A 16911-nucleotide genomic window follows, 5' to 3' on the forward strand; every position below is an offset into this window, starting at 1 on the left:
TGAACCGGCCAAGGCCCGGTGTGATCGGGCAAGATCAGGTGCCATGCGGGTGTCGGCGGTGCTGGTGGTGGGGCTGCTGGCGGTGACGGCCGGCTGCGGCAGAACAGCGCCGCCGGAAACGCACGCACCGAGCCACCCACCGACGGCGACGAAGTTGACCGCCGCCCCTGTGTCGCCTGACGCGAGGGTAGGCGCCCTGTTTCTCGGTGCGGGCGATCTGCACACGTGCACCGCGGGCGTACTCGACTCGACGGACGGCAACCTGATCCTCACCGCCGCGCACTGCGTCGCGGGGGGCGTCGACACCACATTCGTTGCCGGTTTCAAAGACACCGCCGACCCGGCAGACATCTGGCGTGTCGACGCGGTCTACCTCGACCCTCGATGGGTGGCGAGCCAGGATCCGTTGGCGGACTTCGCAATTCTGCGAGTCGAGCACGACGGTGCAGGCACGCTCGAAGACGGGGCAGGCGGTGGGCTGACGATCGGCACCGCGCCGAAACCGGGCACCGTGGTCAATGTCACCGGATACGGGCTTGGTGTGGGAGGCGGCCCCGTCGGCTGCAGGTCCCAAACAGAGTTGGCGCCGGGCGGCTTCCCGTCGCTGCCGTGCGGCGGGCTTGTCGACGGAACCAGTGGCGCACCATGGACGACAGGGCCGACCATCACCGGGTTGACCGGTGGGCTCGACGGCGGCGGATGTGATGAAAACGTCTCGTACTCCCCGCCGTTCGACGACGGGGTGGTCGCACTGTTGGCGCGCGCCGAGGCGGGTGGCCCCGGTGACGAAGCGCCAACGGTGTTCGACGACGACTGCTGAGGTTCAGGTGCGGAACTGGCTGAGCGCGCGCAGCTTGTTCATCACGTCCAGCGCCGCGACCTTGTAGGCCTCCGAGAATGTCGGGTAGTTGAAGACGGCGTCGACGAGGTATTCGACGGTGCCGCCGCAGCCCATCACCGCCTGGCCGATGTGCACCAGCTCGGTGGCGCTCGTCCCGAAGATGTGGACGCCGAGCAGCTTGAGGTCCTCGGTCGAGACCAGCAGCTTGAGCATGCCGTACGAATCGCCTGCGATCTGGCCGCGGGCCAGTTCGCGATACCGCGACACCCCGACCTCGTAGGGGATGGAGTCGCGGGTCAGATCCACCTCCGTTGCGCCGACATAGGACACCTCGGGGATCGAGTAGATACCGATCGGCTGCAGCTCGGTCATGCCCTTCACCGGCTCGCCGAACGCGTGATAGGCCGCCAGCCTGCCCTGGTCCATCGACGTGGCGGCCAGTGCCGGGAAGCCGATCACATCGCCGACGGCGTAGATGTGGTCGACCTTGGTCTGGAACTGGTCGTCGACGAAGATCCGTCCGCGGCCGTCGATCTCGAGTCCGGCGTTCTGCGCGTCGAGGTGTTCGGTCTGGCCTTGGCGTCCCGCCGAGTACATCACCGTCTCCGCGGGAATCTGCTTACCGCTGGCCAGCGTCGTCACCGTGCCTGCGGCGCCGACGTCGACCGCCGTCACCTCCTCGCCGAAGCGGAACGTCACCGCCAGGTCGCGCAGGTGGAACTTCAGCGCCTCGACGACTTCGGGATCGCAGAAGTCCAGCATGTTGTCGCGCTTCTCGACGACGGTGACCTTTGTGCCGAGCGCCGCGAACATCGACGCGTATTCGATGCCGATCACGCCCGCGCCGACGACCACCATCGATGTCGGGAGCGACTTCAGGTCGAGGATGCCGTCGGAGTCGAGCACCCGGTCCTCGTCGAATTCGACACCGGCAGGGCGCGCTGGCTTGGTACCGGTGGCGATGACGATGTATTCGCCTCGGACAGTTGTTCTTTCGCCACGGGCCTGGTCATCGACGCACAGCGTGTGGGCGTCAAGGAACCGGCCATGACCGGTGAGGAGGTCGACCCGGTTGCGCATCAGCTGGCTGCGCACCACGTCCACCTCCTTGGTGATGACGTGGGTGGTGCGGGCCAGCAGGTCGGCGGGGGTGATCTTCTCCTTGACCCGGTAGCTGGCACCGTAGAGCTCTCGCTGGCTCATGCCGGTCAGGTAAACCACCGCTTCGCGAAGCGTCTTGGACGGGATGGTCCCGGTGTTCACGCAGACACCGCCGAGCATTCGGCCGCGCTCGATGACGGCGACCGTCTTGCCGAGCTTTGCCGCAGCGATAGCGGCCTTCTGTCCGCCGGGACCCGAACCGATCACGACGAGGTCGTACTCCAGCACCGAAGCCATATGTGAAGGTGTACGCCGATTGCGGCGATCTCGCATGCCGACGGGGTCAAATACCGGGTGAACAAAGCCTGGATACGGGTGAGCGGTGAAAGGCTCAGCGCGCCTGAAAGCGGCAGGGACCAGCCGGTGAGACGATGACGGCAATGGTGGGCACGGTTCTGCGCGGGTCGATGCTGCCCATCGTCTGCTGCGCTGCGCTGACGGCGGCGGTTGTGGTCGGTGGATGCGCGAGGGTGGTCTCCGGCACTGCGCGCGCCGGTGACCCGCCGGTCGTCGCACCCGCGCAGCCGATCCCGGTGGCGGACTTGCTGATCGAACCGACACGGTTCCCCACGCAGTATCCGGCCGCCGTGCTACCTCTGAAGGACGTCGACCGGGTGCTCGCCGAAATCGACGGCGTCCCGGCCGGATCCGAGGTGTCGCCGCCCGAATGCGCGCCGCTGCCGATGCTGGCGCAGGACAAGGCCGCCGTAGCGGGTACCGACGATGAAAGCGGTAGCCGGCTCATCGTCACGGTCACCCGGCCGGTGCCCTCGGTGCGGGCCAGGGTCACCCAGCTCACCGACTGCCCGTCGTTCACCAGTACCGCGGGTGCAGACGCAGGCGAGGTGTCGGAGGTGACTGTCGATCTGCCGCCGGCTCCGCCGGTGGACGCCGATGACAGCTACGCGGTCGACCAGACCGTCACTGCGGAGTCGGCGGCGGATCCGCACACCAGGACGCTGACCCTGGTCGCCCTCATCGGCGACGTCCGGGTGACAGCGTCGTGGCAGCAGTCCGGGTCGTCTGACGACACACCGGATACCCAGGCGCTGGACACGCTGTTCACCGATGCGGTGCTCAAAGTGCGCCATAAGATCCCGCGGTAGCCGGTTATACCCAGTCGCGAGTTCATCCACAGCGCGATGGCCGCTGTGCGGTTGTAAGGCTTACCGGTCGGCGTGGGCGCCCATCGTCGGGACATGACGACATCGCAATCCGACTTTCAACTCAACCGACCCGGCGCGCTGATCGCGGCGCTGCCCGCCGTTCTTGGCTTCGTTCCCGAAAAGTCCCTCGTCCTGGTGACCATCGATCGAGGAGAATTGGGTTGCGTTATGCGCGTTGATCTTTCGCTCGAGCTGCTCGCCTCCGTCGGCCATCTCGCCCAGGTCGCCGCGGCGGCAAGGCCGGATGCCGCGATCGCGGTCGTTGTCGACGCGCAGGGCGCAGGCTGCCAGTTGTGCAATGACGATTACCGGGCTCTTCACACGGCCTTGGAGGACGACCTTGCCGACCATGCGATCGAGCTGCTCGACTTCCACATCGTTGACACGGTTAGCCGCGACGGGCGGTGGCACTGCCTGGACGGCAGCTGGGGCACGGTCGACGACCCGTCGGCGTCGCCGCTGGCGATGGCCGCGGTACTGGACGGCCGGCGGCTGTACACCCGCCGCGAGGAACTTCAGAAGGTCATAGCGCTCACCGATGCGGCCGCGAGCGACGCGATGGCCGACGTGATCCGCGGCCACGCCGGCGCGGAGGTCGACCCGGCGAACGCCGTCCAGGAAGCCATGACGGCGGCGGCACGGGTGGCGACGGGGCGAGAACTGCCCGAGCCCGTGACTGCCCGGCTGGCGCACGCCCTGACCGACCCACAGGTGCGCGACGTGCTCTACGCACTGGCGGTGGGGGACAAGGCCGCCCAAGCCGAGGCGCTGTGGGCCGGGCTGTCGCGCGCGCTTCCTCCGCCGTGGCGGGTCGAGGCGCTGGTGTTGTTGGCGTTCTCCGCCTACGCCCGCGGGGACGGGCCGTTGGCCGGGGTGTCGCTGGAGGCGGCGCTGCGCTGCGATGCCACGCACCGGATGGCGGGCATGCTCGACACCGCGCTCCAGTCAGGGATGCGGCCCGAGCAGATCCGCGAACTCGCAGCGACGGGCTACCAGCTCGCCAAGCGGCTCGGCCTGAAGTTGCCGAACCGAAGAGAGTTCGGACGGCGGGCGGGCTAGTTCGGTTGTGGCCGAGGCCTTTCGGGGGCCTCTAGACCTTTTCCACCTTCACAGCGTGCGCCATCTCGTGCGGCAGCTCGACCTGTTCGTGGCCAGGGATGACGATCATCACCCCGCCGTTGGGACCGGTTTCGACGGTCACCCGGGCGTTGGGAACCACACCCGCTTCCTTGAGCCGGGCGATCAAGTTGACGTCACCCTGGACGTGTTCGGTCAGCTGACGCACGACGACGGCAACCGGGAAACCGGCGGGCAGCTCGGTCAGCCGCACCAGGTTGCGGTCCTCGGAGCCGGCCCAGTTGCCGATGCCGAGTTCGGACAGGCCGGGGATGGGATTGCCGAACGGGGACACCGTCGGGTTGTCCAGCACCTGGACGAGGCGTCGTTCGACGTCCTCGCTCATCACATGCTCCCAACGGCACGCCTCGGCATGCACTTCCTCCCACGGCAGCCCGATCACGTCGACCAGCAGCCGCTCGGCCAGCCGGTGCTTACGCATCACGGCGACGGCAAGGCCGCGACCCTTGTCGGTCAGCTCCAGGTGCCGGTCGCCTGCGACGTGCAGCAGGCCGTCGCGCTCCATCCGGGAGACTGTCTGGCTGACGGTGGGTCCACTCTGCTCGAGACGCTCGGCGATGCGCGCCCGCAACGGCACTACGCCCTCTTCTTCGAGGTCGTAGATGGTCCGCAGGTACATCTCGGTGGTATCGACCAGATCGTTCATGAGCAACCCTTCGTCACACCCAGAGTCTACCGGCCTAGCTGCGCGAATAGCTGTTCTACATCGTCGGTGTGTAGCAAGATGGCCCGCCGGTTTTCACCGGCGGGCCATCTGCGAAGGGGTCGTTAGCTGGCGTAGGAGCGCAAGCGGTCGGCGCGTTCGCCGTTGCGCAGTTTGGCCATCACCTCACGCTCGATCTGGCGCACTCGTTCCCGGGACAACCCGAAGAGCTTGCCGATTTGGTCGAGGGTGCGGGGCTGGCCGTCGTCGAGGCCGAACCGCAGCCGGATCACCTGCTGCTCACGCTCGTCGAGCGTGGCCAGCACGTGCCGAATGTCGGTGTGCAGAAGTTCGGAGATCACGGCGTTTTCGGCCGACATCGCGTTCTCGTCTTCGATGAAGTCACCCAGCGGAGCTTCTTCGTCGCTGCCGACGGGCATGTCGAGGCTCACCGGGTCGCGGCTGTGCTCGAGCAGGTCGGCGATCTTCTCGGCGGGGATGCCGGATTCCTCGGCCAATTCCTCGTCGGTGGCCTCACGGCCGAGGTTCTGGTGCATCTCCCGCTTGATGCGGGCGAGCTTGTTGACCTGCTCGACGAGATGGACGGGAAGCCGGATGGTGCGGCTCTGGTCGGCCATGCCGCGGGTGATCGCCTGCCGGATCCACCACGTGGCGTACGTGGAGAACTTGAAGCCCTTGGCATAGTCGAACTTCTCCATCGCGCGGATCAAACCGAGGTTGCCTTCCTGGATCAGGTCCAGCAACGGCATGCCACGTCCGGTGTAGCGCTTCGCCAACGAGACGACCAGTCGAAGGTTGGCCTCGAGAAGATGGCTGCGGGCCGCTTCACCGTCGCGCACCACGATCGCGAGATCGCGTTTGCGGCTCTCTCCCAGTCGCTTACGGGTTGCCAGCAGATGCTGTGCATACAGGCCGGCCTCGATGCGCTTTGCGAGTTCAACCTCATCGGCGGCGTTGAGCAATGCCGTCTTGCCGATGCCGTTGAGATACACGCGCACCAGATCAGCGGCTGGACTCTGAGCGTCCAGATCGTGGTCGAAGCGGCTTAGTGTGGCATTAGCCATCGGGGCCTCCTGCTCGGCTCGGACTGTCAAGAAGTTCAACGCCTGATTGGTACGAAGAGTTCCCACGAATCGGCCGATTCACACGTGCTGATCAGCGGTTTTGCCGCGATGACCTGAGAATCGTCTGAGAATACGGCTAGATGCTGCTCAGGAAGGAACGTCGCCGTTGAGATCGCCACCGTCGGGTTGCGGCGCCGATCGTGATCGCTGCTCGATTGCGGGCCGTTCGGCGGTCGGGAACAGCGGTATGCGGCGCGCCTCGTAACGTCGTGGCTCCTCGGCGCGCCGGGGCGGGCGGTCGTTCGCGATCAGAACCGCGATCCAAGGCAGCGGTATCGACGCCACGATGATCGCCAGCGAGACAAGTCCGTTCTCCCATATGCCGTACGCCACCGCCGCCAGGATCAGCGCAGGAATGCGGAACGCCATGATGGTCAGGTACTTGCGCACACGTGCGCGGTGCTGCTCCTCGTAGGCGGGGGCGGCACGGGTGATCAGGACAGGTCGACCGTCGTCGTCGAAACCCAGCTCTTGGCCGTGTTTCATATGACCCACTGTTCCACACCTAGGGGTCGTTAAACCGATCGGTTTCTTACCGATGTATTGCCGGGCACAATGAACGCATGGAAACCCAGACCATCGAACGCACCGACACCGACGAACGCGTCGACGACGGGACTGACAGCGACACCCCGAAGTTCTTCCATTACGTCAAGAAGGAAAAGATCGCCGAAAGCGCCGTCATGGGTACCCACGTCGTCGCGCTGTGCGGCGAGGTGTTTCCGGTTACCAAGGCGGCCAAGCCCGGCTCGCCGGTGTGCCCGGACTGCAAGAGGATCTACGAGCAACTCAAGAAGTAGCGGCGTCGCCTTTGGTGGTCGCGCTCGTGGAGGGTCCTGCGGCCGGTTCCGAATTTCCGTTCAACGACTCGAGGCCCTCGGCTGCCTTCTCCTCCAACCACCCCCTGAACCGCCTGGCGTGGGTGTCGGGCGCGGGCCACTCTTCCTGGATGGCCGCGTTCAATTCGGCCCCGATCATGATCGCGAAGCCGAGGAAGAAGGCGAACAGCAGAAACGCGATCGGGGTCGCGAGCGCCCCGTAGGTGTAACCCGTGCTGGTGATGTACGTCAGGTAGATCCGTAAGCCGACCGTGGTGACCAGGAACACGGCGGTGGCCAACAAAGCACCGAGGACCAGCCGATGTGACGGCAGCGGCTTGGGCAGCGACACCCGGTAGAGGAACGTCACCGACACCACCAGCGCGAGGATGAGCGCCGGGTAGTAGCCGAAGCGCAACACGTTGTCCCAGCTTTCAGGGATGCGCGCACCGATCTTCAGCGGTCCCAGCGCGATGAGCGGAGCAGTTGCGATGGCAACGACCAGCATCACCACGTACAGACCGAGCGCGAAGAAGCGTTGCCGCACAGGATGTCTCAGCGGGGTCTGATCATGGGCCTCGGTGATGGAGTCGACGAAGGCCGAGACGGCCGACGAGCCGGCCCACAATGAGATGACGAACCCGATCGACACCACCTCGCCACGAGCGCCCCTGACGATGTCACGGACGGTCGGCTCGATGATCTCGGTCACCACGTTCTGGGAGAAGAAGTGGCTGGCCGTGTTGATCAACTGCTCCTCGATCACCGGCAGCGTCTCGGGGCCGAACAGCGGCGCGATATAGGCCAGGCTTCCGAGCATTCCCAACAGCAAGGGTGGCAGCGAAAGCGCGCACCAGAATGCCGCCTGCGCAGACTCCGAGAAGATCGAGTCATCCCAGCTCTTCGAAAGCGTCCGCTTCGTGATCTGCCAAATGTGGTGGCGCGAAACGGGGGACTGGTCGGTCATGACCAGTCCAGCATTCCTGAAGAAGTGCCGTCCTGCCCAGAGGGGCAGGCTGGTGGATTAAGCGTCGACGGGTTCGGCAGGGTTGACCTCGAGCACGGCGGCCAGCTCGATCAGCTTGGCCTCATGCTCGTTGGCGTGGTGCTGGCAGAACAACAGCTCTGCGCCCGACGGCAACTTTGCCCGTACGCGAGCAGCGGCGCCGCAGCGGTCGCAGCGATCAGCCCGAGTGAGTTCGGGGCTGGTCAGAGTTGCGTTCATGGCTCCTCCGTCTCTGCTCGTGGTGCGACCGGGTAATACCCGGTTTCACGCAAGTCCACTCTGTCAGACGCTTGGGCTTTCAGCGTTGTTCCCAAGCCGTATGCGGGTGTGTCGTTTTTCACCCTCGGCGAAGTTGCGGGGAGGCCAAGCTGGAGAGATGCTCATGCACATCTGTGCCAAGGCCGATTGGCAGCTCGCCCAGGGTCGCGGCGAGCACCGGCCGGACTCCCTCGACGCGGTCGGTTTCATCCATCTTTCGGCGCCTGAGCAGGTACATCTGCCGGCCAACCGGCTCTATGCGCGACGAATGGACCTGTTGCTTCTGCACATCGATCCCGACCGGTTGACCGCTCCGATTCGCTGGGAACCGGGCGTGCCGACGGATCCAGACTCGATGTTGTTCCCGCATCTGTACGGTCCGCTGCCGATCGGAGCTGTGACGAGTGTCACTCCGTATTCGCCGCAACCTGACGGTTCGTTCCCGCCGCTGAGCCCCTAGCGGTTTACATACACTGACCCACCGTGAGCATTCTGGTGGGCTTCGCGCCGTGGATCGTCTATTGGGTGCTGGTCGGCAATGTGCCGTTCGAGGCCGCAGTGTTGGTGGCTCTTGCCGTGGCCGTGGCGTCGTTCGTCATCGGGCGGGTGAAGGGGACGCCGGGCCGCACGCTCGAAATCGGCGCCATCGGAACCTTTGTCGTGCTGGCGATCTTGACGTTCACGCTGAGCCAGTCGTTCATGGAGCAGTGGATGCAGCCGCTGAGCAATGCCGGAATCTTTCTGGTCGCGCTCAGCAGCGTGCTGCTCGGCAGGCCGTTCGTCCGCGAGTTCGCCGAAGTCGACCAGCCAGAAGAAGTGATCAAGGGTGAAGTGTTCAAACGGATCACCACGTTGTTGACGTGGATCTGGGTCGGTGCGTTCGCCGGCATGACGGTGTCCTCGGCGATCCCGCCGATCGTGTACGGCAACGCCACGATTCTCGATACCAAGACGCCGCTGTCGTTCCTCTGCTACTGGATCATTCCGTTCGCGCTGCTTGGTCTGGCGGCGCTTGCGTCACGGGTGCTGCCCGAGAAGATGACGCCGGGCGACGACGAAGTCCGCAAGACATCCTTCGTCACGTTCGCCGAAGCGGAGATCGACCAGTTGATGTACGCCGCCCAGGAGCACGCCAACCGCGAGGTCGGCGCGGACAAGGAGGCGTTCGACGTCCGCATCGGAAGCAAGGGCATCCCGCTCTCGGGGGACGACACCCGCGAATCATGGCCTGCGACATACAAAGTCCGCGCCAGGAAGCGCTAGCAGGGAGGCGGTGGCGTGACCGCGACGTGGTTCTCGGCAGCTGACCCGCTGGCTTCGTCGCGGTCGTCGCGCGACTGCGTTTTGCAGGGTCGTGCTGGCGAAGAAATAGGGAAACACCTGATGCGCCGTTGATCCGCCGATCCGTAACGTCCACGCTAGCTCGACTGTTGGCTAGCGAAAGGTGACGTCATGTCTCACCGAGAATCTGTGAGTAGAACCTTCATGGCGGTCGCTGCAATCGCCGCCACGACCGTCGGCGGTGTCACGGTGTCCCCACCTGCGGCTCGCGCCGCTTGCCAGTACCAGTTCCCGCCGATTTTCGAGATCGAACAGAACGACCACTGGCATGTGACGTTCCCTGTCTCGGGGGATCCGCGGCGCATCACGGGGCCGGGGCAGGCCAAGTACTGGATGAGCGGCCATCTCGATCCGTCGTTCGGTGATCCCGTCGGCGGAATGAACGAGAACGGTGGCATCGAGATCACGGTGCCGTGGAGCAACAAATCCGTCGGAAAGTTCGTCGGGAACGTGCGACCTGACGGAATGGCCGAAGGTAGGTCGTGGGACGAGACCAATCAGAGGCACCAATTCACATGGATGTCTGTCGAGCCGATGCCGTGCTGGAGCCCACCCGCTGCTCAGGAGGAGCTCAAGAATCAACAGCAACAGATGCAGGACCAGATGCAGAACGAGGCCGAGGTGCAGACCGCGAAGCCATAGCAAAACATGTAGGGGTCTGGCGGTGGAGGGGTAGGGAAACACCTGATGCGCGGTTGATCTCCCGATCCGTAACGTCCGTGGTAGCTGACTGCCTTCGCAGCGACCGAAAGGTGACGGTGATGTGCCACAGAATCTGGATCCGGGCGTCGCGGCTGGCTGCCACAGCCGTGGCGGTCGCCGCGGCCTGCGCTGTCGTACCGTCGCCGGCGGCGCGCGCCGCATGCATGTATCAGTTCCCGCCGGTATTCGAAATCATTCAGAAGGATGGCTGGCACGTGACGTTCCCCGTATCGGGTGACCCGCGGCGGCACGCCGGCCCTGACAACGCCAAGTATTGGATGGATTTCAAACCCGATCCGTCTTACGGTCCGCCCGCCGGCGGGCTCGAGGGCAATGGCCACATTCTGATCACCGTCCCGTGGAGCAACATGTCCGTAGGCCGATTCGAGGGAGACGTCCGTCCCGACGGATTCGCCGAAGGCACCTCATTCGAGGTGAAGCAACACAAGCTGTACACCACATGGACGTCCGCTCAACCCCTGGAATGTGTCAACAGCGCGCCTCCGCCGTCCAACTCCGGCGGGTCCCCGGGACAAGACGTTCTCGATGAGATGATCGAGACGATGCCGAAGCCATAGTGGCCTAGCCCGAAGGAGTTAGCTGGGATAATCGACAACCTCGTAAATTGTTGACGAAGCGGTTCGCTGGTAGTTGGCTGGCTGCATTGTCGGCAAACGGGAGGACGACGATGTCCCATCGCTTTATGGTCCGCTGGGTTTGGCCCGCGCTGCTGTCGGCGGCGATTCTCTCTTCGACGGCGGTGACTGTCAGTCCGTCCGCCGCCGCCAAATGGGCGGGCGCCGAGCCGTGCGTCACGTCGAACGGTTCGACGCTGAAGCAGCAGTACGGATACTCGGTGGCAGTCGTCACCTCCAACTGCACCGAGGTGCCTGCCGGTCAGAGGTGGGCCGCGTCCGTGCCGTGGACCATGAACAGCCGATTCGACGAGAAGCCCTCGGGGTTCGCGACCGACTTCGCCACACCGGTCGACGACTTCCGCGCCAAGATTCAAAGCATCGAGTACGTCGTCGACGCGGGGTCGGCCTACCAGACCAACCGTTCGTTCCCGGGCGACAACAAGATCTGGGCGGGTCAACACCCGAGCGGACCTGACTTGCCCACGGTCAACACCGTTGGTCTCGGTTCGCTGGATCCCCTGCCGGTCGGCACCCACACAGTCGACGTGTCGTGGAACTTGTCCGCGCCGCATTGCGACGGGTTCACAGCCGATCAAGGCACGAGTTGCCTGCCTCAAGGCGAGACGCTGGTGAAGCGGATCACCTTCAAAGTCGTGGACCCGAACTCGGATGAGAGCGCCGAAAGCTAGGGAATCACCCGATATCTTCGCGCTTCCCATGTGGTTACTGTCGCAACATGTTGATGTCGAATAGCAGGAAACTCGTGGGCGGTGCCGCGACATTGGCCGCGATCGGGTTTCTGGTCAGCCCGGCGGCGCCGGCTCAGGCGGATTACGACTGCTACCAACAGGGCGGCTATCAGTTCCCCGGCGGAGAAGTGGTCATCCATTACCCCGAGACCGACGCCGAGACGCGGTTCAGGGTCGTCAAGGGCGAAACGCACGTCAACACCGCTGCGGAGACCTTCTACCAAAACGGCACCAGCTTGCCGGGGCGGATCACCGGAGACATGACCAAGGGGGGAAACGTCATCCACCTCGAGGTGACCAGGGGATCCAAGTATCCGCCGTTGATCCTCGACGGCTCCATCGGACCCGACGGCACGCCCCTGGGGTCCTTCGTGACCGGGAGCCTCGACAGGCAGAATTGGGACTCGCCCACTCAGTTCGCCTGCATACCCGGCTCGCCGCCGCCCATCCCCGACGAATTCCAACGGAAGCAGTCCGCGACGGTGGCCGGCGGCCCTGCGGACGTCTTCAACATCGCGCACAACGATGTTCCCGACCCCGTGAACGGCATCCAGGGCGCCAAGATCGCCACCCTGGCGGATGGCACCCAGGTCAGCCTGGAAGGCCAATGCAAGGACGGCTGGTGCCGAGTCAACGAGGCATCCATCCCACAGGGCTTCGGCTTTGTCGAGCAGGGGCGCCTGACGTTCTGAAGGCTATGTACTAGTCGAGGTAGTCGCGCAGCACCTGAGAACGGCTGGGGTGACGCAACTTCGACATCGTCTTGGACTCGATCTGGCGGATCCGCTCGCGGGTGACGCCGTAGACCTGACCGATCTCGTCGAGTGTGCGCGGCTGCCCGTCGGTCAGGCCGAACCGCAGCCGGACCACGCCTGCCTCACGCTCGGACAGGGTCTCCAGGACCGACTGCAGCTGGTCCTGTAGCAGCGTGAACGACACCGCGTCGACGGCGACGACGGCCTCGCTGTCCTCGATGAAATCGCCCAGCTGCGAATCGCCTTCGTCGCCGATGGTCTGGTCGAGCGAGATCGGCTCACGCGCGTACTGCTGGATCTCAAGCACCTTTTCGGGCGTGATGTCCATTTCCTTGGCCAGCTCTTCCGGTGTGGGCTCGCGACCCAGATCCTGCAAGAGCTCGCGCTGGATGCGGCCGAGCTTGTTGATCACCTCGACCATGTGCACCGGGATACGGATGGTGCGGGCCTGGTCGGCCATCGCGCGGGTGATCGCCTGCCGGATCCACCAGGTGGCATACGTGGAGAACTTGTAACCCTTTGTGTAGTCGAACTTCTCGACCGCACGGATCAGGCCGAGGTTGCCCTCCTGAATGAGATCGAGGAAGGCCATACCGCGACCGGTGTAGCGCTTGGCCAGCGACACCACGAGTCGCAGGTTCGCTTCCAGCAGATGGTTTTTCGCGCGATCGCCGTCGCGGCAGATCCACGCCATGTCGCGCCGCTGAGCGGCGGGCAGCTTCTCGCCCTTGTCGGCGATCTCGGTCATCAGCTGGGTGGCGTAGAGGCCCGCCTCGATCCGCTTGGCCAGCTCGACCTCTTCTTCGGCGTTGAGCAGCGCGACCTTGCCGATCTGCTTGAGGTAGGCGCGTACCGAGTCCGCCGATGCGGTGAGCTCGGCGTCCTTGCGGGCCTGCCTCAGCGCCTCGGATTCCTCCTCGTCCCAGACGAAGTCTCCCGATGCCTTGTCCTTCTCGGTTGGCTCGGTGATCTCATCGTCCTCGGCGGGCGCTGCGTCGGCGACGGCGGGGGCCTTGGCGTCGCCGACGGCCGCCTTGGTGCCTGCGTCGTCTCCGTCGGCAGCATCATCGCCCGCTTCGTCGTCCTCGAGATCGTCGAGCTCCAGATCCTCCTCGACGAGTTCGTCGGGCTCACCGTCGAGTTCGTCGGTGGTCTCGAGCTCGTCCTCGGTACCGTCGGCCGCGGTGGTCGTCGGGTCCGGGGAGGTCGCCTTCTTGGCGCGCCCGCGCGGGGCGGCGTCGGCCTTGGCCTTCGCGGCGGGGGCCTTGGTTGCCGCGGCCTTGGTTGCCGTGCGCGTCTTGGCGACGGGCTGGTCCGTCTTCGTGGCTCGCTTGGCAGCAGCGGACCCGTTCGTGGTCTTGGCTGCCGTCGCCTTCTTCGCGGGAGTCTTGGTAGCGGTGCGCTTCACCGGCTTTGTGGCTGCCGGGCTTGCCTTTGTCGCTGCCACGTCACCCTTTCGGTCATGAGGATTTCGATGATCTGGGGGCATGCACCATCGAAAAGCGTCTGTTATGTCGAATGCGGCGTTGATTATCTGCTGGGATTCTCGCCGCTTTCTCGTTGCGGCCGCCGTTGACCATTGTAACGACAGTGTTGGGGAACGCCGCGCCGAGCGGCAAATTTGACACGCTCGGGCGTGGCTACTTGGCAGTAGCGGTGACGTCGATTTCCGAGGCCATCGCCGCTCCGACGATTCCGGCCGTGTTCAGCAGGGTCGCCGCGACGACCGGGGTGCGGTTCTTCAGCAGCGGAATCCACTTGTCGGCCTTGCGGCTGATGCCGCCGCCCGCGATGAACAGGTCCGGCCAGATCGCGTTCTCGATCGCGACGAGGACGCTGGTGACTTCCTTGGTCCAGCGCTCGTAGCTCCAGCCCTTGTTCTCCTTGACCGATGACGCTGCCCGGTGTTCGGCTTCCTTGCCGCCGACCTCGAGGTGGCCGAACTCGGTGTTGGGCAGGAGTACGCCGTTGTGGATCACGGCCGACCCGATGCCGGTACCGAACGTCAGCAACACGATGACCCCGCTGTTGTCGCGGCCGGCGCCGAACTTCTCCTCGGCAAGGCCTGCGGCGTCGGCGTCGTTGAGCACAGTCACCTGCTGGCCGTCGAGCTCCTTGCCGAAGAACTCGCTGGCGTTGCACCCGATCCAGCCCTTGTCGACGTTGGCGGCTGTGCGCACGATGCCGTCCACCACCACGCCCGGATAGGTCACACCGACCCGCTCGGTCCAGCCAAACTCGCGCACGACGGCGGCGACGGTCTTGCTGACGGCCTCAGGGGTGGCGGGCTGTGGGGTGGCGATCTTGAAGCGCTCACCGATCAGCAGGCCGGTGTCGAGATCGACGATGCCGCCCTTGACGCCACTTCCGCCGACGTCGACGCCGAACCCTTTGCGGTGCGAACCTCCGTTGGTACTGGGATCGGCTGCGGGTGAATCAGCGGCGGTCATGTGCGCCCACATTAGTAGTTCCGCGGTGCTTGCGTAGGAGTGCCGGGCAACCGGTTGGAGACAATTTGTGCTGCGATAAGTCGGTGGACGGACTAGCGCTCGATCCGGCAGAACTCCGTGCGGTTGCCGAGCGGTTGGCGGCCGAGGCGGCGGACTTCGTGCGGCGCCGCCGCGAGGAAGTCTTCAGCGGTGCACCTCAAGGCGATTCGGCCGGTCCGGCGGTGCGCGCCAAGAGCACCCCGACCGATCCCGTGACCATCGTCGACACCGAAACCGAACAGCTGCTTCGTGACCGGCTGGCAGAACTACGCCCCGGCGAGCAGGTGCTCGGCGAGGAGGGTGGCGGCAGGTCGGACGACGCCGCCGGCCGTCCGACCTGGGTCGTCGACCCGATCGACGGCACGGTGAACTTCGTCTACGGGCTACCCGCCTATGTGGTTTCGGTGGCTGTCCAGGTCGACGGGCGGTCGGTGGCAGGTGCGGTCGCCAACGTCGTCGACGGTGCGCTGTACTCCGCAGCGCGCGGCCACGGCGCGCATGTGCGGCGCGGCGCGACCACGTCGCCGCTGCGGTGCAGCCAGGTCGACGACCTGTCAATGTCGTTGGTGGGCACCGGATTCAGCTACGACCCCCAATTGCGTCAACAGCAGGCATCGGTCCTGGCGACGCTGCTTCCGCAGATCCGCGACATCCGGCGGCTCGGTTCGGCGGCCCTCGATCTGTGTCTGGTCGCCGCGGGCCACCTCGACGCGTTCTACGAGGAAAACCTGAACGTGTGGGATTGGGCGGCAGGCGCCCTGGTCGCCGCCGAGGCCGGCGCGATCGTGCGGGTGCCGCCGGTGAGCGGGCCGACGGCCGGCAGCGGTCTGCTCGTCGCGGCCGCGCCGGGCGTGGACGAGGCGTTTACCGACGCGCTGCGGAGGTCGGGCAATCGCTGGCTCGCGAAATAGGATTGGCTGCAAGCGATTTCGGTCAGCACGCCCCGCTGTGGATCTTCGAGATCAATGTCGGATCGGCTGGCGCGGTGGCCTCCGGTCGCAGGCTGGACAACACCGCTTCGACGTCGTCGCTGCGCGCAAGCTCGGTGAAGTCGGTGCCGATCGCGAGGTCCACGGTGTTGTCGGCCCGCTGATCTTGATACAACTCGACGCACGGGGCGACGAGCCAGACCGCCGCCGCGGCCGCGCGGCCACCGGGGCCGAACCGGATCTGGCCCTGGCACGCCAACCGGTTGTTCCCGTAGAGGGGGTCGTTCTCGGCCGTCGGATCGGCGAATCCGAGGTCGCGCAGTTGCCCGGCCACCTCGGCGGCCTGGCCGCCCTGGCCGCTGGCGTTGAGCACCCTGATCTTGGTGTCGGCGAGGTTGGCGGGGCCGACCTCGGTCATCGAGGCACGGGTCACCTGCTCGCCCAGCTTGGACTGGGTGGGGTCGCTTGAGGTGTTGTCCACAGGCGGGTTGCACGCCGCGGCCTCTGTCACGTCGGGCGGGCGATTGAGGGCGACCACCCAGATGATCATGGTCACCACGGCCAGCACGGCGAACATCAGGATCGCGGGCATGAAATTGCGCCGGCGGAATGGCCGCCCGTGCTTGTCGAAGGCCGTGCCCTCGGTGATTTGACTGACCACAAGTGCACTCTAGAACCCGCGCTGCCACCCGCTGGACCGGGACAACGACCTACTGTGATGTAAATCACAGTAGTTGATCGGTGAATCTGGGCACGAATTATTTGGCGGATGCGTTCGACGCTGGTACAAAGCTCTGTCGCATGGTTCACGGAGGGGACACGAGATGGCTACTGACTACGACGCCCCACGGCGCACCGAGACCGATGATGTCTCCGAGGATTCACTGGAGGAACTCAAGGCTCGGCGTAATGAAGCTCAGTCTGCCGTAGTGGACGTTGACGAATCAGATTCCGCCGAAAACTTCGAACTGCCCGGCGCCGACCTATCCGGCGAAGAGCTGTCTGTGCGGGTGATCCCGAAGCAGGCAGACGAGTTCACGTGCTCGAGTTGCTTCCTGGTGCATCACCGCAGCCGGCTGGCCAGCGAGAAGAACGGCGTGATGATCTGCTCCGACTGCGCGGCCTGAGACCGG

21 protein-coding genes are annotated in these 16911 nt (G+C 65.2%); 12 read left to right on the top strand and 9 right to left on the bottom strand.

The features are described from left to right. Positions 1-43: 43 nt before the first annotated feature. The gene (locus tag D6M19_RS15980; RefSeq protein ID WP_123026209.1) at positions 44-820 is read left to right on the top strand and encodes a trypsin-like serine peptidase; all 777 of its coding nucleotides are present in this window, start codon (positions 44-46) and stop codon (positions 818-820) included. Positions 821-823: 3 nt separating this feature from the next. On the opposite strand, the gene sthA is transcribed toward D6M19_RS15980, so the two are convergent. Continuing rightward, on the bottom strand, positions 824-2230 hold the full coding sequence (gene sthA / locus D6M19_RS15985) for a Si-specific NAD(P)(+) transhydrogenase (RefSeq protein WP_164478524.1): 1407 nt from the start codon (positions 2228-2230) through the stop codon (positions 824-826). 143 nt (positions 2231-2373) lie between these two features. On the opposite strand from sthA, the gene D6M19_RS15990 reads away from it, so the two are divergent. Both D6M19_RS15990 and D6M19_RS15995 read left to right on the top strand, forming a co-directional pair. Next, positions 2374-3108, top strand: a complete 735-nt coding sequence (locus D6M19_RS15990; RefSeq protein ID WP_234834883.1) for a DUF5642 family protein — start codon at positions 2374-2376, stop codon at positions 3106-3108. Positions 3109-3201: 93 nt separating this feature from the next. Next, entirely contained in the window at positions 3202-4227 is a 1026-nt protein-coding gene (locus D6M19_RS15995; RefSeq protein ID WP_123026211.1) for a DUF4192 domain-containing protein, read from the top strand. A 31-nt stretch (positions 4228-4258) separates the two neighbouring features. On the opposite strand, the gene D6M19_RS16000 is transcribed toward D6M19_RS15995, so the two are convergent. The 3 genes from D6M19_RS16000 to D6M19_RS16010 all read right to left on the bottom strand — a co-directional run bounded on the left by D6M19_RS16000 (position 4259) and on the right by D6M19_RS16010 (position 6579). Next, positions 4259-4951, bottom strand: a complete 693-nt coding sequence (locus tag D6M19_RS16000) for an iron-dependent transcriptional repressor DtxR (protein ID WP_123026212.1) — start codon at positions 4949-4951, stop codon at positions 4259-4261. Between the two features lie 122 nt (positions 4952-5073). Then, positions 5074-6063 (bottom strand): sigma-70 family RNA polymerase sigma factor, encoded by a 990-nt coding sequence (locus tag D6M19_RS16005; protein ID WP_268812318.1) that lies wholly within the window; start codon positions 6061-6063, stop codon positions 5074-5076. Positions 6064-6180: 117 nt separating this feature from the next. After that, positions 6181-6579, bottom strand: coding sequence for a DUF3099 domain-containing protein (locus D6M19_RS16010; RefSeq protein ID WP_123026213.1), 399 nt, complete (start codon positions 6577-6579; stop codon positions 6181-6183). Between the two features lie 77 nt (positions 6580-6656). On the opposite strand from D6M19_RS16010, the gene D6M19_RS16015 reads away from it, so the two are divergent. Further along, the gene (locus D6M19_RS16015; protein WP_123026214.1) at positions 6657-6893 is read left to right on the top strand and encodes a DUF3039 domain-containing protein; all 237 of its coding nucleotides are present in this window, start codon (positions 6657-6659) and stop codon (positions 6891-6893) included. On the opposite strand, the gene D6M19_RS16020 is transcribed toward D6M19_RS16015, so the two are convergent. Both D6M19_RS16020 and D6M19_RS16025 read right to left on the bottom strand, forming a co-directional pair. Beyond that, the gene (locus D6M19_RS16020) at positions 6883-7878 is read right to left on the bottom strand and encodes a YihY/virulence factor BrkB family protein (protein WP_123026215.1); all 996 of its coding nucleotides are present in this window, start codon (positions 7876-7878) and stop codon (positions 6883-6885) included. The genes D6M19_RS16015 and D6M19_RS16020 overlap by 11 nt on opposite strands. 57 nt (positions 7879-7935) lie before the next feature. Beyond that, on the bottom strand, positions 7936-8136 hold the full coding sequence (locus tag D6M19_RS16025) for a DUF7455 domain-containing protein (protein ID WP_123026216.1): 201 nt from the start codon (positions 8134-8136) through the stop codon (positions 7936-7938). 157 nt (positions 8137-8293) lie between these two features. Here D6M19_RS16025 and D6M19_RS16030 point away from each other — a divergent pair, with 157 nt between their 5' ends. The 6 genes from D6M19_RS16030 to D6M19_RS16055 all read left to right on the top strand — a co-directional run bounded on the left by D6M19_RS16030 (position 8294) and on the right by D6M19_RS16055 (position 12297). Continuing rightward, positions 8294-8635 carry a DUF952 domain-containing protein gene (locus D6M19_RS16030; protein WP_123026217.1) on the top strand — a complete coding sequence of 114 codons (342 nt, stop codon included), beginning with the start codon at positions 8294-8296 and terminating at the stop codon, positions 8633-8635. A gap of 23 nt (positions 8636-8658) precedes the next feature. Beyond that, positions 8659-9438, top strand: a complete 780-nt coding sequence (locus D6M19_RS16035; RefSeq protein WP_123026218.1) for a hypothetical protein — start codon at positions 8659-8661, stop codon at positions 9436-9438. 222 nt (positions 9439-9660) lie between these two features. After that, positions 9661-10158, top strand: coding sequence for a hypothetical protein (locus D6M19_RS16040; RefSeq protein WP_123026219.1), 498 nt, complete (start codon positions 9661-9663; stop codon positions 10156-10158). 119 nt (positions 10159-10277) lie between these two features. Next, positions 10278-10796 carry a hypothetical protein gene (locus D6M19_RS16045; RefSeq protein WP_164478512.1) on the top strand — a complete coding sequence of 173 codons (519 nt, stop codon included), beginning with the start codon at positions 10278-10280 and terminating at the stop codon, positions 10794-10796. A 110-nt stretch (positions 10797-10906) separates the two neighbouring features. After that, a complete protein-coding gene (locus D6M19_RS16050) occupies positions 10907-11545 on the top strand; it encodes a hypothetical protein (RefSeq protein ID WP_164478513.1) in 639 nt (212 codons plus the stop codon). A 47-nt stretch (positions 11546-11592) separates the two neighbouring features. Continuing rightward, positions 11593-12297, top strand: coding sequence for an SH3 domain-containing protein (locus tag D6M19_RS16055; protein ID WP_164478514.1), 705 nt, complete (start codon positions 11593-11595; stop codon positions 12295-12297). 10 nt (positions 12298-12307) lie between these two features. Here the strand turns inward: D6M19_RS16055 and D6M19_RS16060 are convergent, their stop codons facing one another. Continuing rightward, positions 12308-13807 carry an RNA polymerase sigma factor gene (locus D6M19_RS16060; RefSeq protein WP_206428538.1) on the bottom strand — a complete coding sequence of 500 codons (1500 nt, stop codon included), beginning with the start codon at positions 13805-13807 and terminating at the stop codon, positions 12308-12310. Between the two features lie 193 nt (positions 13808-14000). Further along, positions 14001-14810 carry a polyphosphate--glucose phosphotransferase gene (ppgK, locus tag D6M19_RS16065; protein ID WP_123026295.1) on the bottom strand — a complete coding sequence of 270 codons (810 nt, stop codon included), beginning with the start codon at positions 14808-14810 and terminating at the stop codon, positions 14001-14003. Positions 14811-14893: 83 nt separating this feature from the next. On the opposite strand from ppgK, the gene D6M19_RS16070 reads away from it, so the two are divergent. Next, positions 14894-15760, top strand: a complete 867-nt coding sequence (locus tag D6M19_RS16070) for an inositol monophosphatase family protein (protein ID WP_123026224.1) — start codon at positions 14894-14896, stop codon at positions 15758-15760. Positions 15761-15782: 22 nt separating this feature from the next. Here the strand turns inward: D6M19_RS16070 and cei are convergent, their stop codons facing one another. Further along, a complete protein-coding gene (cei, locus tag D6M19_RS16075) occupies positions 15783-16439 on the bottom strand; it encodes an envelope integrity protein Cei (protein ID WP_123026225.1) in 657 nt (218 codons plus the stop codon). Positions 16440-16602: 163 nt separating this feature from the next. Here cei and D6M19_RS16080 point away from each other — a divergent pair, with 163 nt between their 5' ends. Next, the gene (locus tag D6M19_RS16080) at positions 16603-16905 is read left to right on the top strand and encodes a DUF4193 domain-containing protein (protein WP_114739827.1); all 303 of its coding nucleotides are present in this window, start codon (positions 16603-16605) and stop codon (positions 16903-16905) included. The last annotated feature ends 6 nt before the right edge of the window (positions 16906-16911 follow it).

Origin of the sequence: Mycolicibacterium stellerae, from assembly GCF_003719305.1 — a bacterium.
In the GTDB taxonomy this organism is placed as follows: Bacteria; Actinomycetota; Actinomycetes; order Mycobacteriales; family Mycobacteriaceae; genus Mycobacterium; species Mycobacterium stellerae.